This window comes from Pedobacter sp. NO84 (assembly GCF_059703915.1).
On sequence record NZ_AP046575.1, the window covers coordinates 3,317,039 to 3,338,736 of the forward strand.

Annotated in this window: 20 protein-coding genes; 3 read left to right on the forward strand and 17 right to left on the reverse strand. The window is 37.7% G+C overall.

Annotation, left to right across the window (positions count from 1 at the left end; all coding sequences use genetic code 11):
* Positions 1-116 precede the first annotated feature (116 nt).
* The 6 genes from AC6H0V_RS14615 to AC6H0V_RS14640 form a co-directional block, all read right to left on the reverse strand.
* The gene (locus AC6H0V_RS14615; RefSeq protein ID WP_497560931.1) at positions 117-884 is read right to left on the reverse strand and encodes an SDR family oxidoreductase; all 768 of its coding nucleotides are present in this window, start codon (positions 882-884) and stop codon (positions 117-119) included.
* A gap of 68 nt (positions 885-952) precedes the next feature.
* Positions 953-2,008: a nucleoid-associated protein gene (locus tag AC6H0V_RS14620; RefSeq protein ID WP_497560932.1), complete on the reverse strand. Its 1,056-nt coding sequence runs from the start codon at positions 2,006-2,008 to the stop codon at positions 953-955.
* Between the two features lie 84 nt (positions 2,009-2,092).
* Positions 2,093-3,106, reverse strand: coding sequence for a TerC family protein (locus tag AC6H0V_RS14625; protein ID WP_497560933.1), 1,014 nt, complete (start codon positions 3,104-3,106; stop codon positions 2,093-2,095).
* A gap of 83 nt (positions 3,107-3,189) precedes the next feature.
* Positions 3,190-4,581, reverse strand: coding sequence for a hypothetical protein (locus AC6H0V_RS14630; protein ID WP_497560934.1), 1,392 nt, complete (start codon positions 4,579-4,581; stop codon positions 3,190-3,192).
* A complete protein-coding gene (locus AC6H0V_RS14635; RefSeq protein WP_497560935.1) occupies positions 4,578-5,105 on the reverse strand; it encodes a hypothetical protein in 528 nt (175 codons plus the stop codon). The genes AC6H0V_RS14630 and AC6H0V_RS14635 overlap by 4 nt, the downstream gene beginning before the upstream one ends.
* Positions 5,102-5,653, reverse strand: coding sequence for an RNA polymerase sigma factor (locus tag AC6H0V_RS14640; protein WP_497560936.1), 552 nt, complete (start codon positions 5,651-5,653; stop codon positions 5,102-5,104). The genes AC6H0V_RS14635 and AC6H0V_RS14640 overlap by 4 nt, the downstream gene beginning before the upstream one ends.
* A 170-nt stretch (positions 5,654-5,823) precedes the next feature.
* On the opposite strand from AC6H0V_RS14640, the gene aspS reads away from it, so the two are divergent.
* Positions 5,824-7,569, forward strand: coding sequence for an aspartate--tRNA ligase (aspS, locus tag AC6H0V_RS14645; protein WP_497560937.1), 1,746 nt, complete (start codon positions 5,824-5,826; stop codon positions 7,567-7,569).
* Positions 7,570-7,574: 5 nt separating this feature from the next.
* Here the strand turns inward: aspS and AC6H0V_RS14650 are convergent, their stop codons facing one another.
* The 10 genes from AC6H0V_RS14650 to AC6H0V_RS14695 form a co-directional block, all read right to left on the reverse strand.
* Entirely contained in the window at positions 7,575-10,223 is a 2,649-nt protein-coding gene (locus tag AC6H0V_RS14650; protein ID WP_497560938.1) for a porin family protein, read from the reverse strand.
* Positions 10,223-10,969: a GLPGLI family protein gene (locus tag AC6H0V_RS14655; RefSeq protein WP_497560939.1), complete on the reverse strand. Its 747-nt coding sequence runs from the start codon at positions 10,967-10,969 to the stop codon at positions 10,223-10,225. Before AC6H0V_RS14655 ends, AC6H0V_RS14650 begins: the two co-directional genes overlap by 1 nt.
* 34 nt (positions 10,970-11,003) lie before the next feature.
* Positions 11,004-11,390 (reverse strand): hypothetical protein, encoded by a 387-nt coding sequence (locus AC6H0V_RS14660; RefSeq protein ID WP_497560940.1) that lies wholly within the window; start codon positions 11,388-11,390, stop codon positions 11,004-11,006.
* A gap of 263 nt (positions 11,391-11,653) precedes the next feature.
* Positions 11,654-12,094 carry a hypothetical protein gene (locus AC6H0V_RS14665; RefSeq protein WP_497560941.1) on the reverse strand — a complete coding sequence of 147 codons (441 nt, stop codon included), beginning with the start codon at positions 12,092-12,094 and terminating at the stop codon, positions 11,654-11,656.
* On the reverse strand, positions 12,078-12,461 hold the full coding sequence (locus tag AC6H0V_RS14670; protein ID WP_497560942.1) for a phage holin family protein: 384 nt from the start codon (positions 12,459-12,461) through the stop codon (positions 12,078-12,080). The genes AC6H0V_RS14665 and AC6H0V_RS14670 overlap by 17 nt, the downstream gene beginning before the upstream one ends.
* 21 nt (positions 12,462-12,482) lie before the next feature.
* The gene (locus AC6H0V_RS14675; RefSeq protein WP_497560943.1) at positions 12,483-12,749 is read right to left on the reverse strand and encodes a YtxH domain-containing protein; all 267 of its coding nucleotides are present in this window, start codon (positions 12,747-12,749) and stop codon (positions 12,483-12,485) included.
* 64 nt (positions 12,750-12,813) lie between these two features.
* Positions 12,814-13,866 (reverse strand): AI-2E family transporter, encoded by a 1,053-nt coding sequence (locus AC6H0V_RS14680; RefSeq protein ID WP_497560944.1) that lies wholly within the window; start codon positions 13,864-13,866, stop codon positions 12,814-12,816.
* 115 nt (positions 13,867-13,981) lie between these two features.
* A complete protein-coding gene (locus AC6H0V_RS14685) occupies positions 13,982-15,400 on the reverse strand; it encodes a sigma-54-dependent transcriptional regulator (RefSeq protein WP_497560945.1) in 1,419 nt (472 codons plus the stop codon).
* Positions 15,401-15,746: 346 nt separating this feature from the next.
* Positions 15,747-16,529, reverse strand: a complete 783-nt coding sequence (locus AC6H0V_RS14690; RefSeq protein ID WP_497560946.1) for an enoyl-CoA hydratase/isomerase family protein — start codon at positions 16,527-16,529, stop codon at positions 15,747-15,749.
* A 2-nt stretch (positions 16,530-16,531) separates the two neighbouring features.
* Complete coding sequence (locus AC6H0V_RS14695; RefSeq protein ID WP_497560947.1) at positions 16,532-16,951, reverse strand: cobalamin B12-binding domain-containing protein; 420 nt, start codon at positions 16,949-16,951, stop codon at positions 16,532-16,534.
* A 118-nt stretch (positions 16,952-17,069) separates the two neighbouring features.
* Between AC6H0V_RS14695 and AC6H0V_RS14700 the strand changes: the two genes are divergently transcribed.
* Positions 17,070-18,728: a glutamine--tRNA ligase/YqeY domain fusion protein gene (locus tag AC6H0V_RS14700; protein WP_497560948.1), complete on the forward strand. Its 1,659-nt coding sequence runs from the start codon at positions 17,070-17,072 to the stop codon at positions 18,726-18,728.
* Between the two features lie 125 nt (positions 18,729-18,853).
* On the opposite strand, the gene AC6H0V_RS14705 is transcribed toward AC6H0V_RS14700, so the two are convergent.
* Positions 18,854-19,687, reverse strand: coding sequence for an N-acetylmuramoyl-L-alanine amidase (locus tag AC6H0V_RS14705; RefSeq protein ID WP_497560949.1), 834 nt, complete (start codon positions 19,685-19,687; stop codon positions 18,854-18,856).
* Positions 19,688-19,801: 114 nt separating this feature from the next.
* On the opposite strand from AC6H0V_RS14705, the gene AC6H0V_RS14710 reads away from it, so the two are divergent.
* Positions 19,802-21,472 (forward strand): DUF8614 domain-containing protein, encoded by a 1,671-nt coding sequence (locus AC6H0V_RS14710; RefSeq protein ID WP_497560950.1) that lies wholly within the window; start codon positions 19,802-19,804, stop codon positions 21,470-21,472.
* Positions 21,473-21,698 lie beyond the last annotated feature (226 nt).

Here is a 21,698-nt window from a genome sequence, read left to right on the forward strand (position 1 = left end):
TAATTAATTAACAAGAAATACTTGCGGGACGCGTCTCGAGTTAGACGTTTAGCGTTCATCAAGCGATACCAACCGCCCGTTCAATTCGCTTATCGCTCAACGCCAAACGCCTTACGCTAAATCATCTGCCCGCCAGACACCTCAATTCGTTGTGCATTAACCCACCGACCTTCTTCGCTACATAGAAATGCTACTACTCCGCCAATATCATCGGGCAGTCCCACTCTACCAAGTGCTGTGTTTGAGGCGATAACGGTATTCATTTGTTCATTGTCTCTTACGGCACCACCATTAAAATCTGTTTCTATTGCACCTGGTGCTACCACATTTGCGGCAATCTGCCTACCACCAAGTTCTTTTGCTAAATATTTGGTAAAGATTTCTACTGCTCCTTTCATTGCTGCATAAGCACTAGAGCCAGGAAAGGCAAAACGTGTTAAACCTGTAGCAATATTAATTATTCTTCCGCCATTGGCGATAAGTGGTAGCGTTTTTTGCGTAAGAAAGTATACGCCTTTAAAATGAATGTTGTTTAACAGATCAAACTGTTCTTCGGTAACATCTGCAAACGGAACATTAAGGCCAATACCCGCATTGTTGATTAAAAAGTTGAAATCTTCCCTTTGCCACTTCGACCGCAAGGTTGATTTTAACTGTAACACAAAATCATCAAAGGTTTTAATATTAGAGGCATCAAACTGTAGCGCCATTGCGCTTTGCCCCATTGCTTCAATGGAAGATACCACTTCATCAGCCGCTGCTTTATTATTGTTATAGGTTAAGATCAGATCATTTCCTTTTTTTGCAAGGGCCAAAGCCATGTTCTTTCCTAGTCCGCGGCTACCACCAGTAACCAGCGCGATTTTTTGTGTTTGTATTTCCATTTCCTTACGTATAATTGCTTATCAAGTTGTATTAACATTATAGCAATAAAACAATTCAACAATAAATCTTACTGTTCATCTCTGAAATAAACCTTATAATAATTCATCGATCTATCATCGTCAAATCCCTTCTCTATTAATTCTTTATTGCCATGGATATAAATGTGGAAATTCTTGTCCAGTTTTAATATACTTTTGAAAGACTTGGCCTGCTTTTTAACCGCAGCATCAGAGATATCGAAGTTATCAGCAATGGTGGTCTCAAATTCTTCTTCATAGTTCTTTTTATAGTTCTTAAAAGATTCTATCCCTTCTTTATTGGCGATTACTTCATTAGAGAATTCATCAATATCAAAGCTTTCTTTCTCTTTAAAGTATTTCATCGAGCGATTGAGCAGATCAATTTTATCTGTTCTCGAAATCTCAAAATCCTCCTCTAACCTTTCGGTTACAAAATTTTTATAAACCCCAAGCACATTTTGGGTCTGGTTATAATTGTCGTTTCTGATTTTGAGTTTTAAAAATTCGTCTTTCCAGTAGACGGCTTCAGCACTGCGATTGGTTTGATCAATCACGGCAACTTTATATCCCTCGGTGGTATCGGTATTAAAAATGAGGCATCCTTTATCTAATTTACTGATATTTATTGCTTCTTCTTCATATGTGATACCAAACCCATTATTTTCTGGATAAACCTTTAGATAACTTTCTTTGGTTTCGGATTTAAAAACACCTATGGCATCGTGCAAGTTGCCTTCAATCTGTACATTTTCAAAATAGGCAACATATAGTTCTCCAGATTTAATTTTAGGGTGGTTAGAAATCTCATATAAATAGGTGGCCAACTTTTTGCTGTTTTCATGGAAAGAACTGCCATCAGCAAAGATTTCTTGGGCAAAATGATATACTTCATTTAGATTAAGATCATTATTTGGATGCATGAACCTATAGATCTCATTCACTTTTTCGTAGGGGGATAAAAAATACTGGAGTAGTAATTTATTCAGCATTTCATCTTTAAGGTGCAATGAGTTTTCTGACAGCACATAAAATTCGTCATGCAGTTTATTGCCGATTCTATGGATAGAAAGTTCAGCTAGTGTGGCTTCAAAAAAGGTGATCATTGAGGTGTGAGATATGAGATGTGAGATATGAGAGAAGTTACGATCACCTTGGCATTATCATCATAACAAAAACTTGGGTTAATTCTAGTTTTCTAATTTTGCCACCCAAATCCGTTCCTTTTTTGAAAATAGTACCTCCGCGAATCGAACAAGTTCTTTCCCATCATTTATAATGATTTTCATCTTTGATTTCAATTCGATTTCTTTTTGTTTTAAATCTGTAAAAGTGCCATTGGCATTTAGCCTAATATACCCATTTTCATCAGCGTTGTTAAAATCAGCATAAATAGTGTTTAAAAAATTAGCATGAGCAATTTCTTTGCCCGTTGGCTGCGGCTCGTTAAGTTCTACCAAACGATTATTCTTTTGCCTTTTTCTAAAAACCATATTTAGAACCTCAACCCCTACCGAGAATGCCATTCCGAAATAGATGTAATTTTTAAGGTGCATTTCATGGGCGGCATTGGCATCCCATCCTTCGATAACCAAGCTTAGACCAATCATTACCAAAAAGGAAAGGGCCAACATTTTTAGGGTTGGGTGCTTATGGATAAATGCAGAGATTTTAGGGCTGAACGTAAACATTACGATCATAGCAATAACCACCGCCGTAATCATTACTTCTAGATGTTTTGCTGTACCTCCAGCGGTGATGATGCTATCAAATGAGAAAACCGCATCAATTAACATGATTTGAAATATCGCTTTGCCAAAGCTCAGTGCTTTTACGTTTTTAACATCAACTGATGGGTCTTCTCCTTCTAGCTTATGGTGAATTTCCATCACGGATTTGTAGATTAGAAACAGTCCGCCAAAAAGCATTACCAAACTTGCAAGGTCAAACCCTTTACCAAACCATTCTTCGGGAACGATGTAATTGCCTTTTTGGCTCAACAACCAGCTCAGTCCAAAAAGCATCAAACAGCGGGAAGCTATTCCGGTTATCATCCATATGATCCTGGCCCTTTTTTGGGTATTTTCTTTAATTCGATTTAAAATAATGCTAACAAATATTACATTATCTATACCCAGAACTATTTCTAATACGGTTAATGTTAGGAGGGAGATCCAGGCTTCTGGGCTTGTTAGTAGTTCCATATTTTAATTTTATCTAGCCACGAAGATAAAAAAAGCCCCCGACAATTATCGGAGGCTTGGCTATTATTTGTTTGGTTTTACTCTTATTTAAACGTAACGCTATAATATTGGGCTTTCACAACAACTTTGGTGCTACCTCCCTTACCAATTTGGCCACTGTATCTTTTATTCTGACTATACCTTTTCTCATCATCACTACCTTCTCTTTTTGCAGTAACATTAGATCCATATTTAAAGTTAGCATAACTTGTTTCCACATCGAAATCGCCATTATAATTATCGGCAAACCCTAGATCCACGGTTGTATACTGAGAATCTACATCTATGTTTTTACCGGCTTCGGTCTGATCAATAATTAACTTCCCATATTGCTGTTTGCTTATCAGATTACCTTTTAAGGTCCCAATTTTTACGGTAGCATATTGTGCGTTTACATTTAGGTTCCCGATAGTACCAAAAGTAACACCAGAACCATATTGTTGCTTTACAACCGCGCTCCCTTTTACCGTACCAACATTTACTGCCGCGTACTGTGCATCGATGTCTAAAGTGCCAACCGTGGCTATCGTTACACCCGAGCCGTATTGTTGTTTAATTTTTACTTGGTTTACATCTTTTGCATTAGTTGAACCATATTGCACATTGATGTAGTTGTTTGCACTATTTAGATCTCCTGCGGTTAGATTACCATATTGGACTTTTATAGATGTTGGTCCATTGTAATCATCCATTATTATGCTGCCATACTCTTGGGATAAGTTTAGCGCATTATTTTTTGGCATATAAACCGTGTAATAGATCTTAACCTCTCGTCTCCATTTTTTGCCGTTATAACTTCCGCGGCCCCAATTTCCGTTATGCTCTTCCATATTTGTTTTAAAAGTTACCTGGTCTCCGTCTTTGGCAGCTTTAATAGAAACATCATCCAACAATTTTTGGGCATCGCCCTCCGTGTTTGCATAAGCTTTAATATCTGCATCCACTTTAATCTCGTTTTTATCCCAGGTTTTGATGGTTATAGAACCATACATATTAAATAAGTTTACCTTATCGTTCTTATCTAAGACAAAAGATTTGGTGAAAGTTTTTGTCTTCATGGGATCATCACTTTGATCCTGATTATCATTCCAGGTATAAACACCAGTACCAGTTGCGCTTACAGTGCCTGAAGTACTGTAAGAAAAGGCCTGTGGCGCGGGTCCTGTTGCAACACCAACTCCGGTGATGGTTCCTGATACGCTATAGGTTGAAGAGGGCGAAGGAATTGAGGCTCCAACACCCACAGAATTTGTGGTACCCGAAATAGTGGGCGCAGTAGCCGGTGCCGGTACAGATTGTCTTGCCTTCCCGGAAACTTTAGTTGCAGAACCCGCTTTAGGTGCTGGGATTGCCTCTGTTGTTCCGCCAGTTATTTGTGCATTCACTTGTGTAAGGAACAACAACAGCGCTGTGATACTTAAAATTAATTTTTTCATATTGAATTCTCCTTTTTATATTGATTGACTTGATTTATTATCATTAACTGCTGATTAAGAACTTGCAGTTGTATGTCTAGGTTTTTCATCATTGCGCGTACTACAACCTGACTGTTCGGACTGGTTTGAAGTTGTTGTTTAAGTTCTTCGTAGTCGGCATTTAACTTACTTACATCGGCTATAAATTTATTGTACAGGGCTGGATTGTCTTTTGCGTACACCTGTAGGCTATCCTTTTTTTCTTCAATTAAACTGGCCAAGTGAAATTCTTTTTGTCCAAAAGATTTGCTTACATCTGCCACATTAATGGTGCGGTGTACCTGTTGATAATTGTAGGTAAAATAGCCACCTAAACTAATCACAAGCATGGCGGCAATGCTCATCCATTGATACCTTCTAATTGTTTTTTTTTGTTGCTTTCTATCCAATTCGGCCTCAATTCGGCTCCACAATTGGTTTGATGGTCCTTTTGTATCGAATTCCTTTTTGTTCTCTTTTACAAATCCCTCTAATTTATTGCTCATCTTGCTACTCCTTTCATTTCTAATAAACTATTCAACTTTCTCTTAGCCCGCATATATTGCGACCGTGATGTATTTTCTGTTATTTTTAAAATATGTGCAATTTCTTCATGGTCATATCCCTCGAACAGATAAAGTGTTAAAACCACCCGATATCCGTCTGCCAATTCGGTCATTGCTGCTTTGATTGCTTCAACTTTTAACTGCGCCTCTTCTTCTTCTGCAACCGGCTCTTCTGCCACCTCTACTTCGTCAAGGCTCACAAATTCTGCTTTTCGCTTTCTTAGGTAATTAATAGACCGGTTAATTACAATCTGCTTAAGCCATAAACCAAATGTGGTTTCCTGTCTAAAATCTGCCAATCTATTAAACGCATCCAAAAATGCTTCCTGTAAAACGTCTTCCGCTTCAGCATCATCATTAACTATACGCAACGCTACATTGTACATAGCATGGGCATACAATTTGTATAATTCAAATTGTGCTTTCCTACTCCCATTTCGGCAGTCGTTAATCAACGAAACGTGCTTATCTACGTATACTGTTTCCAAATCTTAAGCGTCTATATAAAAGACAATGTATTTTTTAAAACGTTGCATCAAGTTAGAAAAAAATCGAGCAGAAAGTTTAAATCGTAAAGACTAAAGCTTGGGTCTTTTGGCTTTATCCTTTCAGCTTTAAAACTAAATCGGTATTTTTGCGCTCAAATTGTAATATAAAAATGTTAAGAACAACTACTTGCGGCGCATTAACGTTGCAAAATTTAGGCGAGAATGTAACACTTTGTGGATGGATGCAGAATTCAAGGGATTTAGGCGGGATGACTTTTATTGATATCCGAGATCGTTATGGTATTACCCAATTGGTTTTTAACATGAATGATAATGAAGATTTATGTGCAGGTGCCCGAAGCCTTGGCCGCGAATTTGTAATCAAGGTAAGTGGTACTGTTGTTGAACGTTCAAATAAGAATAAAGAAATCCCAACCGGAGAAATAGAGATTAAAGTAACCGCGTTAGAAATTTTAAATGCCGCAAAATTACCTCCGTTTTTAATTGAGGATAAAACTGATGGGGGTGATGATCTTAGAATGAAATATCGCTATTTGGACCTTCGCCGAAATCCAATTAGGAACAACATGATCTTACGCCACCGAATGGCACAATCTGTTCGTAGATATTTAGATGCATTAGATTTTATTGAGGTAGAAACCCCAGTGCTGATCAAATCAACTCCCGAAGGAGCAAGGGATTTTGTAGTGCCTAGCCGTATGAATGCTGGCGAGTTTTATGCGCTGCCACAATCGCCACAAACTTTTAAGCAATTATTAATGGTTTCTGGTTTTGATCGTTATTTCCAAATTGTAAAATGCTTTAGGGATGAAGATCTTAGAGCAGACAGGCAGCCAGAGTTTACACAAATTGATTGTGAAATGTCTTTCATTGAACAAGAAGATATTTTAAATACGTTCGAAGGTTTGATCAGAACATTATTTAAAGAAGTTCGTAATTACGATCTGCCAGAAGTACCAAGGATGCAGTATGCAGATGCTATGCGATGGTATGGTTCTGACAAACCAGATACTCGTTTTGATATGCAGTTTATTGAAATGAATGATGTGGTTAAGGGAAAAGATTTTGCTGTTTTTGATAATGCTGACCTTGTAATTGCCATTAATGCCAAAGGTTGTGCCCACTATACCCGTAAGCAGCTAGATGAGTTAACGGATTTTATCAAACGTCCGCAGATTGGGGCTACAGGTTTAATTTATTTGCGACATAATGATGACGGTACATTAAAATCTTCCGTTGATAAATTCTATAATGAAGAAGAGCTTGCAAAATGGTCTGCTGCTTGTAATACAACAGCGGGAGATCTAGTTTTGGTAATGGCCGGAACAACAGACAAGGTGCGTAAGCAGTTGAGCGAACTTCGCTTGGAAATGGGAAACCGTTTAGGACTAAGGGACAAGGATAAATTTGCGGCACTTTGGGTTTTAGATTTTCCTCTTTTAGAATGGGATGAAGAAACAGAGCGCTACCATGCTATGCACCATCCCTTTACATCGCCAAAGCCTGAAGATATTTCGATGTTAGATACCGATCCAGGGAATGTTCGTGCTAATGCCTACGACATGGTTGTCAATGGAACTGAAATAGGTGGTGGGTCTATCCGAATCCACGATAGGGCATTGCAGGCCTTAATGTTTAAACATTTAGGTTTTAGTACCGAAGAAGCGCAGAAACAGTTCGGATTTTTAATGGACGCTTTCGAATTTGGCGCACCTCCACATGGCGGTATCGCTTTCGGATTTGATAGGTTGTGCTCTATTTTTGCTGGCCTAGATAGCATCCGTGATGTAATTGCGTTCCCTAAAAACAATTCGGGCAGAGATGTGATGATTGATAGTCCGAGCACAATTGACGGCAAACAACTGAAAGAACTGAAGATTAAAACGGATCTTTAATTTTACTATTTTCCCAATCTATATTCAATACCGGCCATTAAGGTTCTTGGTAATATTTTATACTGGATTTGATTAATCTGATAATCGGTCAAGGCTATATTATCATAGTACCTTTGATCAAAAATATTTGTGGCTGATAATTTTACAGCTAATTTATTTTCTGAAAACGTGTATTTTAAACTCGAGTCTACAAAATTTATAGTGTTTTTATTTTCTGAATAAACATCACCCCAAGTAGTTTCAGCGCTTAAATTAATTAAAAACTGTTTCATTGGTTTTATAACAATCCCACAATAGGACGACAAATTATGAACGCTAGGGCTTTGGAGCAGGTTTGATTTGGAGTAAAACAAGCTACCTTTAGCGCTAAGAATTAAGGTTATGCCCTTAGCTAATAATGTTCTTGAACTCAGTTCGTTCAGCAAACGGATAAGTTGGCTTTCTCTAGTAACTGAATTTATGATATTACTTCTGGATGAAATATTAAACGATGAATTAAGCTTTATTGTTGAACTAATGAAGTCGATGTATTTCGACACGCTCATCAATCCTAAAAAATCTCTATTTCCAGGAAACATTACGTGTTTGCTTAAGCTATAATTTGGCCGAAGTGCTAGTTCGGAACCTAAACTATTATTATGCCAAGTATAATTTGTTAATACATAAAATTGAAATTGACGCTCAACAAAATCACTATACGCATAACTAAAGCCAATATTGTTTGCGTTTTGTGAGTTAAAATTAACATCATTATTAGATAGTAATCTATAATCTGTTAAAATATATCCGGTGTAGAGATTATCAATACCATAGTTGTTTAAAGAATATTCGTAAAACAGATTGAATTTGGCTTTTTCGCCTGGGCAGAAACTGAATGTTACGTTAGGTTCGATATAATTTGATGCAGATTTCAGACGCTGGTTAATCAGACCATCAGAAAGGACCTTGTTTAAATGATGGAGCTTAAGCTTAGCAAGAATCGTAAATTTTCCCCATTGTTTGGAAGTGGTAGCACTTATGAGATTATCTATTTGCTGTTGTTTTAGTTTATTATCAAATTTACCCATACTGCTCTCTGTTAAGTTAAGATTAGAGCTAAGCTTTTCATCACTTTGTATAGTGGCTAATATAAATTGATAGTTCAGATTTTTATATATTCCCGTTAATGTGGCCTTAACCTGATAGCCATTATTTTCATTGTTAAGCGATTGTATAAGATTGGTCTTATTTGGAACAAAGAAATTTTGTGTACTTAACAAATAATTTTGCGGGTTTTTTTGGAGAGTATACATTGCTAAAATAGAAATTGCCTGCTTGCTATTTAATCTTTTTAAAAGCGTAAAACGGTTTAGCAATGAACGTTGGTTCCCTGCCAATCGATCTGAAATATTATCATCCATTATTGCTATCTCACCAATAGTTCTTTCATTTAAGTTATTTATTTTGCTGACATAACTCAGCTCCAATGCTGCAGATGGTTTAAAGTACAAGTCAACGTCGCTAGAATAAAACTCCTTGTTTGATTGTTGTATTCTATTTTCTAATAAATTAAGAACATTATAATGCGAAACAAAAGTGGTGTTAGCGAGACTGGATTTCAGATCATTGTCATGGATAAAATATCCTGATAATTTAAACCGAAAGCGATCAGAAAATTTATAGAGAGCAGCGGGAGAAAATAATATTCTATTGTTAAAATTATATCGGCTTTCTTTGATCTCTGGAAAGACAACCTGATTTGAAATAATTTTAGAAGCTGAACCCAGAAGCAAAGTCTCATCATCATCCTCCATTTCATCCATAGTGAAGTTGAAAGGAGTGTTATCCTCTCCAACGTTATTACCATTAGCAATAGCAAATCCCTTAAATCTTTTGGTGATGGAAATCAAGTTTATTCCTATATCGTATTTACTATTTATACCAATATTTGCGTTATTATTTAAGGCCAATGGCTTTTTAAAGTTATTTTTTAATTGTAAATTCAATATGGTTTTGTTCCCCTTTTTTATTCCTTTTAAAAGGGTAGTATTATTATAGTTTTCAATAGCCTGTACTTTATCGATCATTATGGCCGATAGGTTTTTAGTTCCCAATTTGTAGTTATTTCCTAAAAGGTTATCTCCTTCAAACTGAACTTCATCGATTTTTTTTCCTTTGAATTTTATATCGCCATTTTCTGAGACGTCTATCCCTGGTAGTTTTTTCAAGACATCTTCTACAACCTTTTCAGTGCCATCTATAAAAGCACTTACGCTAAATGTTGTGGTGTCTTTTATTGAAGAAATTGGCGGAGATTTAACAGAAATGTTTATTTCCGTTAAACCAATAGTTACAGGCTTTAATAAAAAGTCGTGCGTATAGTTCTTGTCAAGCTGATCAAAAGTTACCGTTATGCTATCCCTGGCATAACCTAAAGCGGAAGCTATTAGTTCAACCGTATCCCTCTTGGCAGGAATAACCATTTTATAATAACCATTTACACTACTAAAGGTATAGGCCAATATATTTCTGGAATTTTTGCTTTTGCAGGTGATGGAAACATTAGCTAATATTTCTTGGTTGGCGCCGAACGTTCGGCCCATTATCGTGTTTGTTTGGGCAAGAACATATGAAGAAACAAATGCGATTATAGTTAATAAAAGTGCTTTCGTCATTATTGAAAAATAGTTTTTTCAGGCAAATCAATCTCTATTTTTCCTTCAATTACCATACTTGGATCTGAACTTGTGTTCATACTTTTTTGTAGCTTAGTCTTCCACTCTATCCATAACTTCTTATAGGTGGCCCAAGTAATACTTTTATATTTATTTGCCGGGAGGGCGATCTCTTTTGCATTTTGCAACCATTCTATTTTAAGGGCTTTGGTGAGGTATGGACTACCTATCTCGCTAACCTCCATTACTAAGCCAGGTAATCCGCTGAGCTTCCATGGTCCAACCCCCAATGGAATAGCTTTGGCATACCATGCTATATATTTTCTGCCCTTAAAAACAGTTTCTGCCTTCTCACACTGTATATCGTCGATTTTTTTTTGATCAGTAAGTAAATGCCAAACTATATTCACCGTATCTGTTACCGTAAATCGATTAGACAAACTTCCAACGTATTCATTTGATACGGAAATATTTTTAGTGAAATCGGTGTAGATATAAACATAGTTTTGGGGCAGCTCAGTTATCTCCGTATTCTTTGGGCCATCCTTTGTAGACATTTCTGTTGTGCTCTTGTAGTTGGAATGGGTTTCAAAAATAGATTTATCTTTAAATGCCGTCAGAATGGAATAGAGTTGTTGGTTCTTGCCTTGATAAAAATTACCGTATGTAACTTTTAAGGCAGTATTTGTTTGACTATAACCAACGTTAATGGTTATCAGACCTAATAGTGTTAACATAGTTTTCATGAGGATTGCGTTAATACAGTAGCAACCGGTTATTTTAAAAAGGACTTGATTCTCCTATGAGTAGGGCTGCTTGTTCAGCTGGTAATTCTAAGCTCAGCGGCAATTGAACGTCATCGTCTGGTCCATCCGCTCTTTTTGGCAACATGGCAATTAACTGAGCGCGAAGTTTTTTCCCAGCGGCAACTATTTCAGCACAGTTAACTGTAACCGACCCCGTTACAGTTGTTGTTATCGAGCCACCGACCAACCCAAAATATGATCCGTTGACTGTGGACGAAACGGTCATGCTTAAAGTGGTGGTGCACTTATCAGAAATAATGGTGTTGTTGGAATTAGCATTAATTTTGTAATCTTTCGGTAATGAAACCGCAAAAGCCGTTATACTAAATAAAGTAAAGGCAAAAATAAGTAGTGTTTTCATAATTTAATTTAGATGTTTAGTGTTGCTACTGTAGTTGAAAGTTACAATATCACGCTAAGATCCGGATCAAAAAAAATGAAATTCTACTTTCAATTATTGCTTTTTTCCGGTTAATTAAATGATTTTCTTCACAATAAATTAGAGAAAAAAAAGAGGCCTGATTTAACCTTATTTTTTATTCTTTTAAACAGAAAAGGACTCAATAAATTGAGTCCTTTTTATGTGATTAAATCTGGTCAGATTATCGACTTCCGACTACATACTTAATAAGTTTCGCTATCAGGCGGGATGCCATAATCAACAAAAGTTCCGTCTTTCTTAGCTTTTTTTCCTGTGAATATAGATTTGACAGCATTAAAAATACCCGATATATGTTCAGCATCTAATGATTTTCCAACTTTACGGGATACTAATGCAGAAAGTGCCTTGGTAATAATACCCGACCCTCTAAAAACTGTACTGTTTAATAATAACGGCAAAGCAATAGACATGATTTTACCGCTGATGTTGGTTTTCTCATCCAACTTCATAAATCCACTGGGTGTTGCGAACCTTTTGATCAGATTGCTTAATGTAAATTGTTTTACATAGGTTTTAGTATCAACCCTAAGCATTTCGCCCTTTTGGATATAATCGGCCCTTAATAGTTGTACCTGATTATGAAGGTCCTCTAAAGTGTTTATATGGTTATAATTTATTTTCATCGAACTCCTCCTTGTCAGCAACTTTATCAAAATATTTTCTAATGAACAGGTTCACCAAAAGTCTTTCGATATACTTGTCTTTAGTTAAATAAACAATAATAGACAGCAATAAATAAATACCTGCAACACAACCAAATCCTCTAGCATGGCTTCCCAATACTTCAGAAAGGTAAAGGGCCAACGTAAAAGAGGCGAACAAGAACGCCAATAAAAAGCAGATAATTACGGCCGCATTGGTAATTAAATCAGCAAAGATTTTAGAGCCTTTTTCTACAGCAGAAAGTTTGGTATATTCTATCCTTGTTTCTACATAGACTTTGGCATCTAAAAAAAGTTCCTCAAGACCTTTTTCTTTATTTTCTTCCATTATTTGTTAGGATTAAATAGCTCAAACGTTTTCAACTTCAGAAGAATATTCGTCTTCTACATCACGCAGTTTACTTTTAATAGAATCTACGACTTTGTCTTTTAAGCTGCTCAAGTTATTGATTTCATCAGCAGCTCTATCTTTTATCGAATCACCAAAATCTTTTAGAGATTGTCCTAGCTTGTCCCTTGTTTCACTTCCTTTTTCTGGAGCGAATAACAATCCTAATGCTGCGCCTGCTGCAACGCCCGCTAATAATGCTACTAATACTTTTGAATTATCACTCATGGTATTTTAATTTTAAGGTTAATAATTTTTTAATTCTAACAAAGCTTTTGGCCCTGTTCTTAATTTATAACTCATCATGTTCATTAATTGTTTTAATTCTTTCTAATCTTTCTGTTGCCATTGAACTGGTTTCATAAATTTTAATCAATAAGAAAAAATAAGATAGCAATAAAGGCCCAAAAACAAGTCCTAAGATACCGAATAAAGGAATACCAACAACCACGCCGAGAACGGTAATTATGGGATGAATGTTTCCAACTCTTTTTGCGATCATAAATCGAAGTACGTTATCTATATTAATGATCACTACAAACCCAAAGATGAGCATGGCCCAGGCCGCAAAATTATCTCCATCCGCCAGCTTCAGTAAAGCGGCCGGAACAAAGATTACCGGGGGACCCAAAACAGGTACAAGCGAAATAAAAGAAGTAACCACTCCCCAGAACAAAGGATCGTTATAGCCCAATACATAAAAAGCTAAACTAACCAATGAACCCTGTACCACTGCAATGAAACCCTGGCCAACTACATTTGCATACGTGGTATTTCGCATCTCCTCTGCAAAGCGTAAGGCATTCTGTTCTCTAAAAGGAGCGTATTTAACCAATGCATTTTCAAATGTTTCTCGTTCTACCAACATAAAATAAAGCAAAAAATACATAAGTAATAGGCCCAATACGATATTAAACAGGCCCGAAATTAGAGAAGGAAATAGCCCTGTAGCCCAGGTTCCTATACTCTTTAATCCATCTTCTATCATTTGCTGGGCATTTCCACCCACCGGGAGCAGGTGCTGGATTTTATAGAGCAGATTTTTAAAATAGATCTGATCATTTTTAAGCTCGGTAATCTTTTCAATTACCATGCTGCTCAAAGCATAAAATGGAAGAACAATCACGATAATAGAAATAAACAACAGTAAAATAGCAGTAAAGCCGCGTCTCCACTTTTTCTCTTCTGTTAAGTAAATATAGGCTGGTCTTAAAATGGTATACAGTATAAGTGTACTTAATAAAGAGCCAAAAATACCGGTTAAAGAATAGGCAATTAAGCAGCCTAATGCTATAATAATAACAAGGTTGATGTAGTTACGCTGTTTATAACTAAAAATAGACATACGGAGCTTTAATGGATATGCTTATAAATAACAAAAGCACCTAAATTGTTTTAATCGCCTTGCGATAAGCGTTTGGCGAATAGCGCCGCAAAACACCATACGCACAACGCCAAACTCAATTATCCAGATCAATGGCCTTCATTTTATTATACAACGTTTTTCTGTCGATATTTAAAATTTTAGCGGCCTTAGTCTTGTTAAAATTTACCTCCCTTAACACACTTAAAATTGTGTCATATTCTGCCTCTAGAGCGGCATTTTTTAGGTCTCTGGGCCTATTAGAATTAGCCGCTCGAGCAATCGAATTTTCAACAGCGCTTTCTATCGCTGTAGCTTTGGCATAGGTAGAGATTTCTAATGGAAGTGCCTTAAGCTGGATCTCGTTTGCTTCTGTTAATAAGGTGGCCCTTCTAACCACATTTTTAAGTTCCCGAACATTTCCTGGCCAATTATAGGTTAAAAAACATTCTTCAACTTCTTCTGAAAATCCCTGCACATTTCTGTTCAATTCTTCATTTGCTTTTACCAGAAAGGTAGCTGCAAAAACCATTATATCTCTTCCACGCATGCTTATTGGTGGCAGATGAATAGAAAATTCGTTAAACCTATGGTATAGATCCTCTCTAAACCTCCCTTTTTGGATCGCGTCTCCTAAATTTTCATTGGTTGCAACGATTATCCTTACATCAAGATCAATTTCTTTGGTGCTACCAATGCGTTTTATTTTTCTTTCCTGTACCGTTCTTAACAAGGCCGCCTGGATTTCATAAGAAAGATTGCCTACTTCATCTAAAAACAAGGTGCCGCCATTTGCCATTTCAAAATGCCCTATCTTGGTATACAGCGCACCCGTAAAAGATCCTTTTTCATGACCAAAAAATTCGCTCCCTGCAAGCTCTTTGGTAAGGGAACCGCAATCCATCGCAATAAAAGGCTTATTTTTGCGAGGGCTATTTAAATGAATTGTCTTAGCTACCGATTCCTTTCCCGTACCGCTTTCACCCGTTAAAATTACGCTATAATTTGTTGGCGCAACAAGCATAATCTGTTTATTCAGTTCCTTAGAGGCGCTACTTTGGCCAACAACAAAATCTCCATTTTCTGCTTTTGGTTTAGATTCTTTATCTTTTTTTACTCCAAGTTCGCTTTCTGAAGCATTTGCATTTAACGCGATTTGGGTTTCTATAGCTTTATTAATTGTATTTAAGATCTCATCCGGATAAAGGGGCTTAGTAATATAATCATAGGCTCCTAGTTTAATCAGTTCTACTGCTAATTTGATATCTGAATAACCCGTAATAATAATTACTCCCGTACTTGGATAATTCTCCTTTATTTTGATCAGCATTTCTTTACCGTCAGTATCTTCCAAACGATAATCGCACAATACCAAGTCAAATTTTTGCTTTGCCAGATACTCCATTGCCGCATTACCACTAGTAGCTGTTTCTACAATGAAAGAATTTCTTGTTAAAAATTTCGACAGCAATAACCCTATATTAACCTCATCATCTACTATTAGTATCTTTTTCATAAAAAACGTCTGCAATCTTAATAATAGCTAAGATAAAGAATTATTTAATTTGGGCAATATTTTCTACACTTTTTTTAAAATAATTTCTCGTGAAACAAAAGGTAGTTTTCAGGTCAGTAGTTACCCACAGGAGATAGGACTGGTGCGAGAAGAGGAGAAAATGGAGGCTGGTTCATAGTTGATAGACTGGGTGCAAAGATGCATGTCCAAAAACAAGTAAAAAATGGCTGGCAAGCATGTATGGCTAAAAATGTATAGCAACCGAAAGGCCATGCATCCAGACCATGATCCATTAACTATGAACCATCAACTACGATCCTTCAGCGCCAAATTAATTCCCGATACCTTACTTCCCCTTAAACACTGCTTTTCTCTTCTCCAAGAATGCGGATACACCCTCCTTAAAATCTTCTGTTTGAAAGCAATTTCCAAACTCTTCGATTTCTGCATCAAACCCGTTGATATTATTTTTTAATGAGGAATTTATCGCCTTTATGGCACTTGCAACTGCCAATGGAGCCCTAGATTTTATTTTGTTCAGCATTTCTTCGGCCTTTGTTACCAGATCTTCCTGGTTAACCACTTCATTAACCAAGCCTATCTGCATTGCTTTTTCGGCAGTGATCATTTCGGCTGTGGTAATCATTTCAATCGCTCGTCCCTTACCCACTAATTGGGTTAAGCGTTGGGTGCCTCCATATCCAGGAATTAGCCCCAAGGTTACTTCTGGTAGCCCTAACTTTGCATTTGTGCTCGCAATGCGGATGTGACAGGCCATTGCCAGTTCTAATCCTCCGCCCAGGGCGAAACCATTGATAGCTGCAATCACGGGTTTTGGACAATTTTCTATTGCATCAAATACAGTAGCTTGACCTTTTCTCCCTAATTCTTTTCCTTCTTCCAAGCTATAATGTTGGAATTCAGAAATATCAGCTCCAGCTACAAATGCCTTTTCGCCAGCACCTGTTAACAATACCCCTCTTACTTCATCGCTATTAGCTGCAAATGCGATTACATCGGCCAACTCTGTTAACACCTCCCTATTTAGAGCATTTAGTTTTTCAGGTCTATTGATCGTGATATAAAGTATATTTTCCTTAACTGTTGAGATAATTTGCTGATAGTTCATCTTTAAAAATTTCTGTTTGTGATTACCCATTCTTCGATATAGCTTACAATACTTGCCATTGGTGTACCTGGAGGGAAAAGTTCTCCTACACCAATTTCCTGAAGTTTTTTCATGTCTGCTTCGGGGATAATACCGCCTCCAGTAAGCAGCACGTCTGTAAGCTCTTTTTGCTTCATGATCGCTACTATCTTTGGAAAAACAGTCATGTGTGCTCCAGAAAGGATAGATATTCCAATGGCGTCCACATCTTCCTGCAATGCCGTATTAACCACCATTTCGGGCGTTTGCCTCAATCCCGTATAAATTACCTCCATCCCGGCATCCCGAAGTGAGGTAGCAATTACCTTTGCACCTCGATCGTGTCCATCCAGGCCCACTTTTGCTACCAAAACCCGAATGGGTCTATTTAGTGTTTTGTTCATATTTGATCCTAAAGTAGGATGTAAATGTAAAGAAATTAGCGGTTTTATTACCCGTTGCACTAAAAACAACCTTAAATACCCTTAATCTTGTTAACTTTGGGGGTATAATTTAAAATTTATGAGTGAAGAAAAATCATTAAACTTTATTGAAGAACTAATAGAGAATGATTTAAATAGTGGGAAATATGAAACCTTGGTTACCCGTTTCCCGCCAGAGCCCAATGGATATTTACACATTGGCCATGCTAAAGCGATCTGCCTTAACTTTGGGTTAACCCAAAAATATGGGGGTTATACCAACTTGCGTTTTGACGATACCAATCCTGTAACCGAAAAAACAGAATATGTAAACAGTCAGCAGGAAGATATCCATTGGTTAGGTTTCGAATGGAAAAACGAATTGTATGCATCCGATTATTTTGATCAGCTGCATGCCTTTGCCGTTAAACTGATAGAAAAAAATCTGGCGTATGTAGATCATAGTACAGCTGAAGAAATTGCAGAGCAAAAAGGTACACCAACAGAACCTGGAAGGCCAAGTGCGTACAGGGACCGCAGTGTGGAAGAAAACCTGTCGTTATTTGCAAGCATGAAAAATGGCGAATTTGCCGACGGCGAATGCATTCTCAGAGCCAAAATAGACTTATCCAGCTCTAACATGTTGATGCGTGATCCGATCATTTATCGCATTAAACATGCGCATCACCACCGCACGGGCGATGCATGGTGTATTTATCCGATGTATGATTTTGCCCACGGACAAAGTGATAGCATCGAAAATATTACCCATTCTATCTGTACTTTAGAATATGTATCGCATAGAGAGCTTTACGATTGGTTTATTGAGCAATTAGAGATCTTCCCTTCAAAACAATACGAATTTGCTCGCCTTAACTTAACCTACACGGTAATGAGCAAACGCAAATTGATGCAGTTGGTTAACGAAGGTTTAGTAAGCGCCTGGGATGATCCCAGGATGCCAACGATTAGCGGACTGCGCAGAAGAGGGTACACTCCAGAAAGCATCAAAGAGTTTTGTGAAAGGATTGGCATCGCTAAACGCGAAAATCTGATCGAGCTAGGCTTATTAGAATTCTGTATCCGCGAAGACCTCAATAAAAGAGCAAATCGGGTAATGGCAGTTCTTGATCCCATAAAATTGATCATAACAAATTATCCGGCCGAAAAAGAAGAGATCCTGATCGGCGAAAACAATCCCGAAGCCGAGGATAAAGGTGGTACACGCGAAATTCCTTTCGGTAACGAATTGTGGATAGAACGCGAAGATTTTATGGAAGAGCCTGCTAAAAAATGGTTCCGTTTAGCTCCAGGTGCCACCGTAAGGTTAAAGCACGCCTATATTGTAAAGTGTGATGACTTTAAGAAGGACGAGAATGGCAACGTAACCGAAATTCATTGCACCTATATACCCGAGTCAAAAAGCGGAGAAGATACAAGTGGAATTAATGTGAAGGGAACGATCCATTGGGTAAGTGCTAAACATGCTCACACCGCCGAAGTTAGGCTCTATGATCGTTTATTTTCAGTCGAATCTCCAGACAGTGAAGATGGTGATTTTAAAGAGTACCTTAATCCCGAGAGTATTGCGGTTATTAACAAGGCTTACATAGAACCTTATTTAGCTAACGCAGATCAAGGCGTGGGCTATCAGTTTATACGTAAGGGATATTTTTGTGTAGACCGCGATTCGAAGCCTGGCCAATTGGTGTTTAACAGAACGGTTTCGTTAAAAGAAGCCTGGAAGCCGAAGACGTAGGGCGCTGAGCGGTTCGCGCTGAGCGTAAAGCGTCTGGCGAGCATGATGCATACAAGCATGACGCCAAAGCAGCCACAGATGCGCAGATTAAAAGAACCAACGCTCATCGCTCTGCGCGCCACGCTCTACATAAACTTCTTATATAAATTATACAAAATCAGTTTATCCGGTTCCGTTAATTTAGGTGTGATATCATTACCTACCCAATGGCGTTTGAAAGCGGTAATCGCAGCACCCAAATTTTTTACATCATATCCAATAATACGCAAGGCTGAAGTGGTATCAAAATCTGCTGGCGGCATTTGTAATACATCATCGTACCACAATCCAAATCCTTTGTTGGCCAGTATTTTCCAAGGAAAATTATTTGGGTCTGGTTTACGACCTGGGGCATAATCAGCATGGCCTATAAAGTTAGCTGTTGGTATGCTATATTTCTTTTTCAGGGTTGCCAATAAAGAGCAAAGGCTATTAATCTGTGCGTCAGTCCACACATCTGTAGTACCATTATTATCAAGTTCAATACCAATAGAGCAAGAATTCATGTCGGTTATGGTACCCCATTTCCCCAGGCCCGCATGTTGGGCACGTAAATAATCGTTTACCATTTGCACTACCTTGCCATCTCTACCAACCACATAATGGGCGCTTACCGCCGTTCTAGCAATGGTAAAAGTTTTAAGAGTTTGCGCTGTTGAGTCTTGTGCGGTATGATGAATAATCACATAGTTTGGCTTGCGCATTCCCATATTTACGGTACCCACAAAATACTGCTCGTTATTTAATGAATCTATTTTTTGTCCTTCGGGAGGGAAAGCCTTTATGGTATTTGAAAATTCATTTGCCATCTTTTTATACACTTTATCGGTAGCGGCATATTTGCCAGGTGAACAATTGCTTAATAAAAGGACAACGGCAACTAAAAGGATGGGCTTAAGCATTAATTTTTGTGAAAACATAAGTTCGGTTCTTGTGATTTAACTAGCGAGTAATCGATAGATTTCAAATTACTTCTGCAGTTTATTTTGCTAATTTAGTGTATTGACGTAAATTGAAGAAAATTTCTTAAGCAAATGAAGAAAATTACTGCCACAACCGGACTAATCTTAGGATTTTCGCTCTCAGCTGTCCTTTTTTCTTGTAACAATTCTGATCAGTCGTCTAAACAGGCCGACAAAAAAGAAGGGGATACCTTACTGGAATATGTTGCGAAGCGACTCCCGATCTATGAAAAGGTAAGGTTAACTACTGATTTAGATCAGCTCACGGAGAGTGAACGAAAAGTATTGCCCTACCTGATCGAGGCAGCCAAAATAATGGACGAACTGTATTGGAAACAAGCCTATCCGCAGCGCGATAGCTTATTAAATAAGGTTAAGGACGAAAAAACGAAAGAGTTTATCATGATTAACTATGGCCCCTGGGATAGGCTAAATGGCGACAAGCCCTTTGTGGCCGGCGTAGGAGCTAAATCAGATGTGGGCAATTTCTATCCTGAAGGAATGACAAAAGAAACGTTAGAGAATTCTGACGTAGCCGACAAATATGGTCTCTATTCTGTAATCAAATCAGATAAAGGCAAATTGGTTTCAGTTCCCTATCACGTCTTATATGCCCCAGAATTGGAAAAAGCAAGTGGCTTATTAAAACAGGCTGCTCTCCTTACCGATGATGCCGCTTTTAAAAAGTATTTAAACCTTAGGGCAGAGGCTTTGGTAACAGATAATTATACGGCAAGTGATTATGCATGGTTAGACATGAAAACCAACGGATTAGATCTGATCATTGGGCCAATAGAGAATTATGAAGATAAACTATTTAATGCTCGTGCTGCTTTCGAAGCATATGTTTTGGTTAAAGATAAGGTTTGGAGCAAGCGCTTGGCAAAATATGTTGGCATGTTGCCCGAACTACAAAAAGGACTTCCGGTGGCCGCTGCCTATAAAAAAGAAGTGCCGGGAACAGATTCAGAGCTAAACGCATATGATGTGGTTTACTATGCTGGCGATTGCAATGCAGGATCCAAAACCATAGCCGTTAATTTACCTAACGACGAAAAAATACAACAAGAAAAAGGCACGAGAAGATCGCAGCTTAAAAATGCAATGAAAGCTAAATTTGATAAGATTTTAGTGCCAATAGCGAAAGAACTCATCGATAAGGATCAGCAACAGTACATCAAATTCGACGCCTTTTTTGCAAATGTAATGTTTCACGAAGTGGCACATGGACTGGGCATCAAAAATACAATTAACGGGAAGGGTACAGTGAGGTCGGCGCTAAAAGAACAGAGTTCTTGGCTAGAAGAAGGCAAAGCCGATATTTTGGGACTTTATATGGTTACAGGATTGCTTAAAAAAGGAGAGCTAACTGGTGATATCAAAGATTATTATACCACCTTTATGGCTGGACTATTAAGATCCGTTAGATTCGGTGCATCAGAATCACACGGAAAAGCCAATATGCAATGCTTTAACTTTTTTAAAGAAAAGGGTGCCTTTAGTAGAAATGAGAATGGAACCTACAAGGTAGATTTTGATAAATTTGCCGTCGCGATGAATGAATTGAGTAGTTACATCCTTACCCTACAGGGAAATGGCGACAAAGGGGCCGTAGAAAAAGCCCAACAACAACGCGGAATTATCCAGCCAGAATTACAACAAGATCTTGATAGATTGAGCAAAAAAGGAATTCCTGTAGATATCATCTTTGAACAGGGAGTAGACGTATTGGGGATTAAATAGATAGCACCAACTTAACGCAAAAAGACCAAAGATCTTAGTGGGCAAAAAAAACCTCCTTTGGGCTTTGGTCTTTCTGCTTTTAACTCAAGAAAGCACCTTATTTTAAAAAAAACAAAATCCTTGTAACCTTTTTAAGCTAACCCTCGTCTATAAGGTACAAACTAACAGAAGGGCTGGCCCTTTCTAAAACTAAGCAATGAAATTTATGAATTAAAAAAATTTGCGT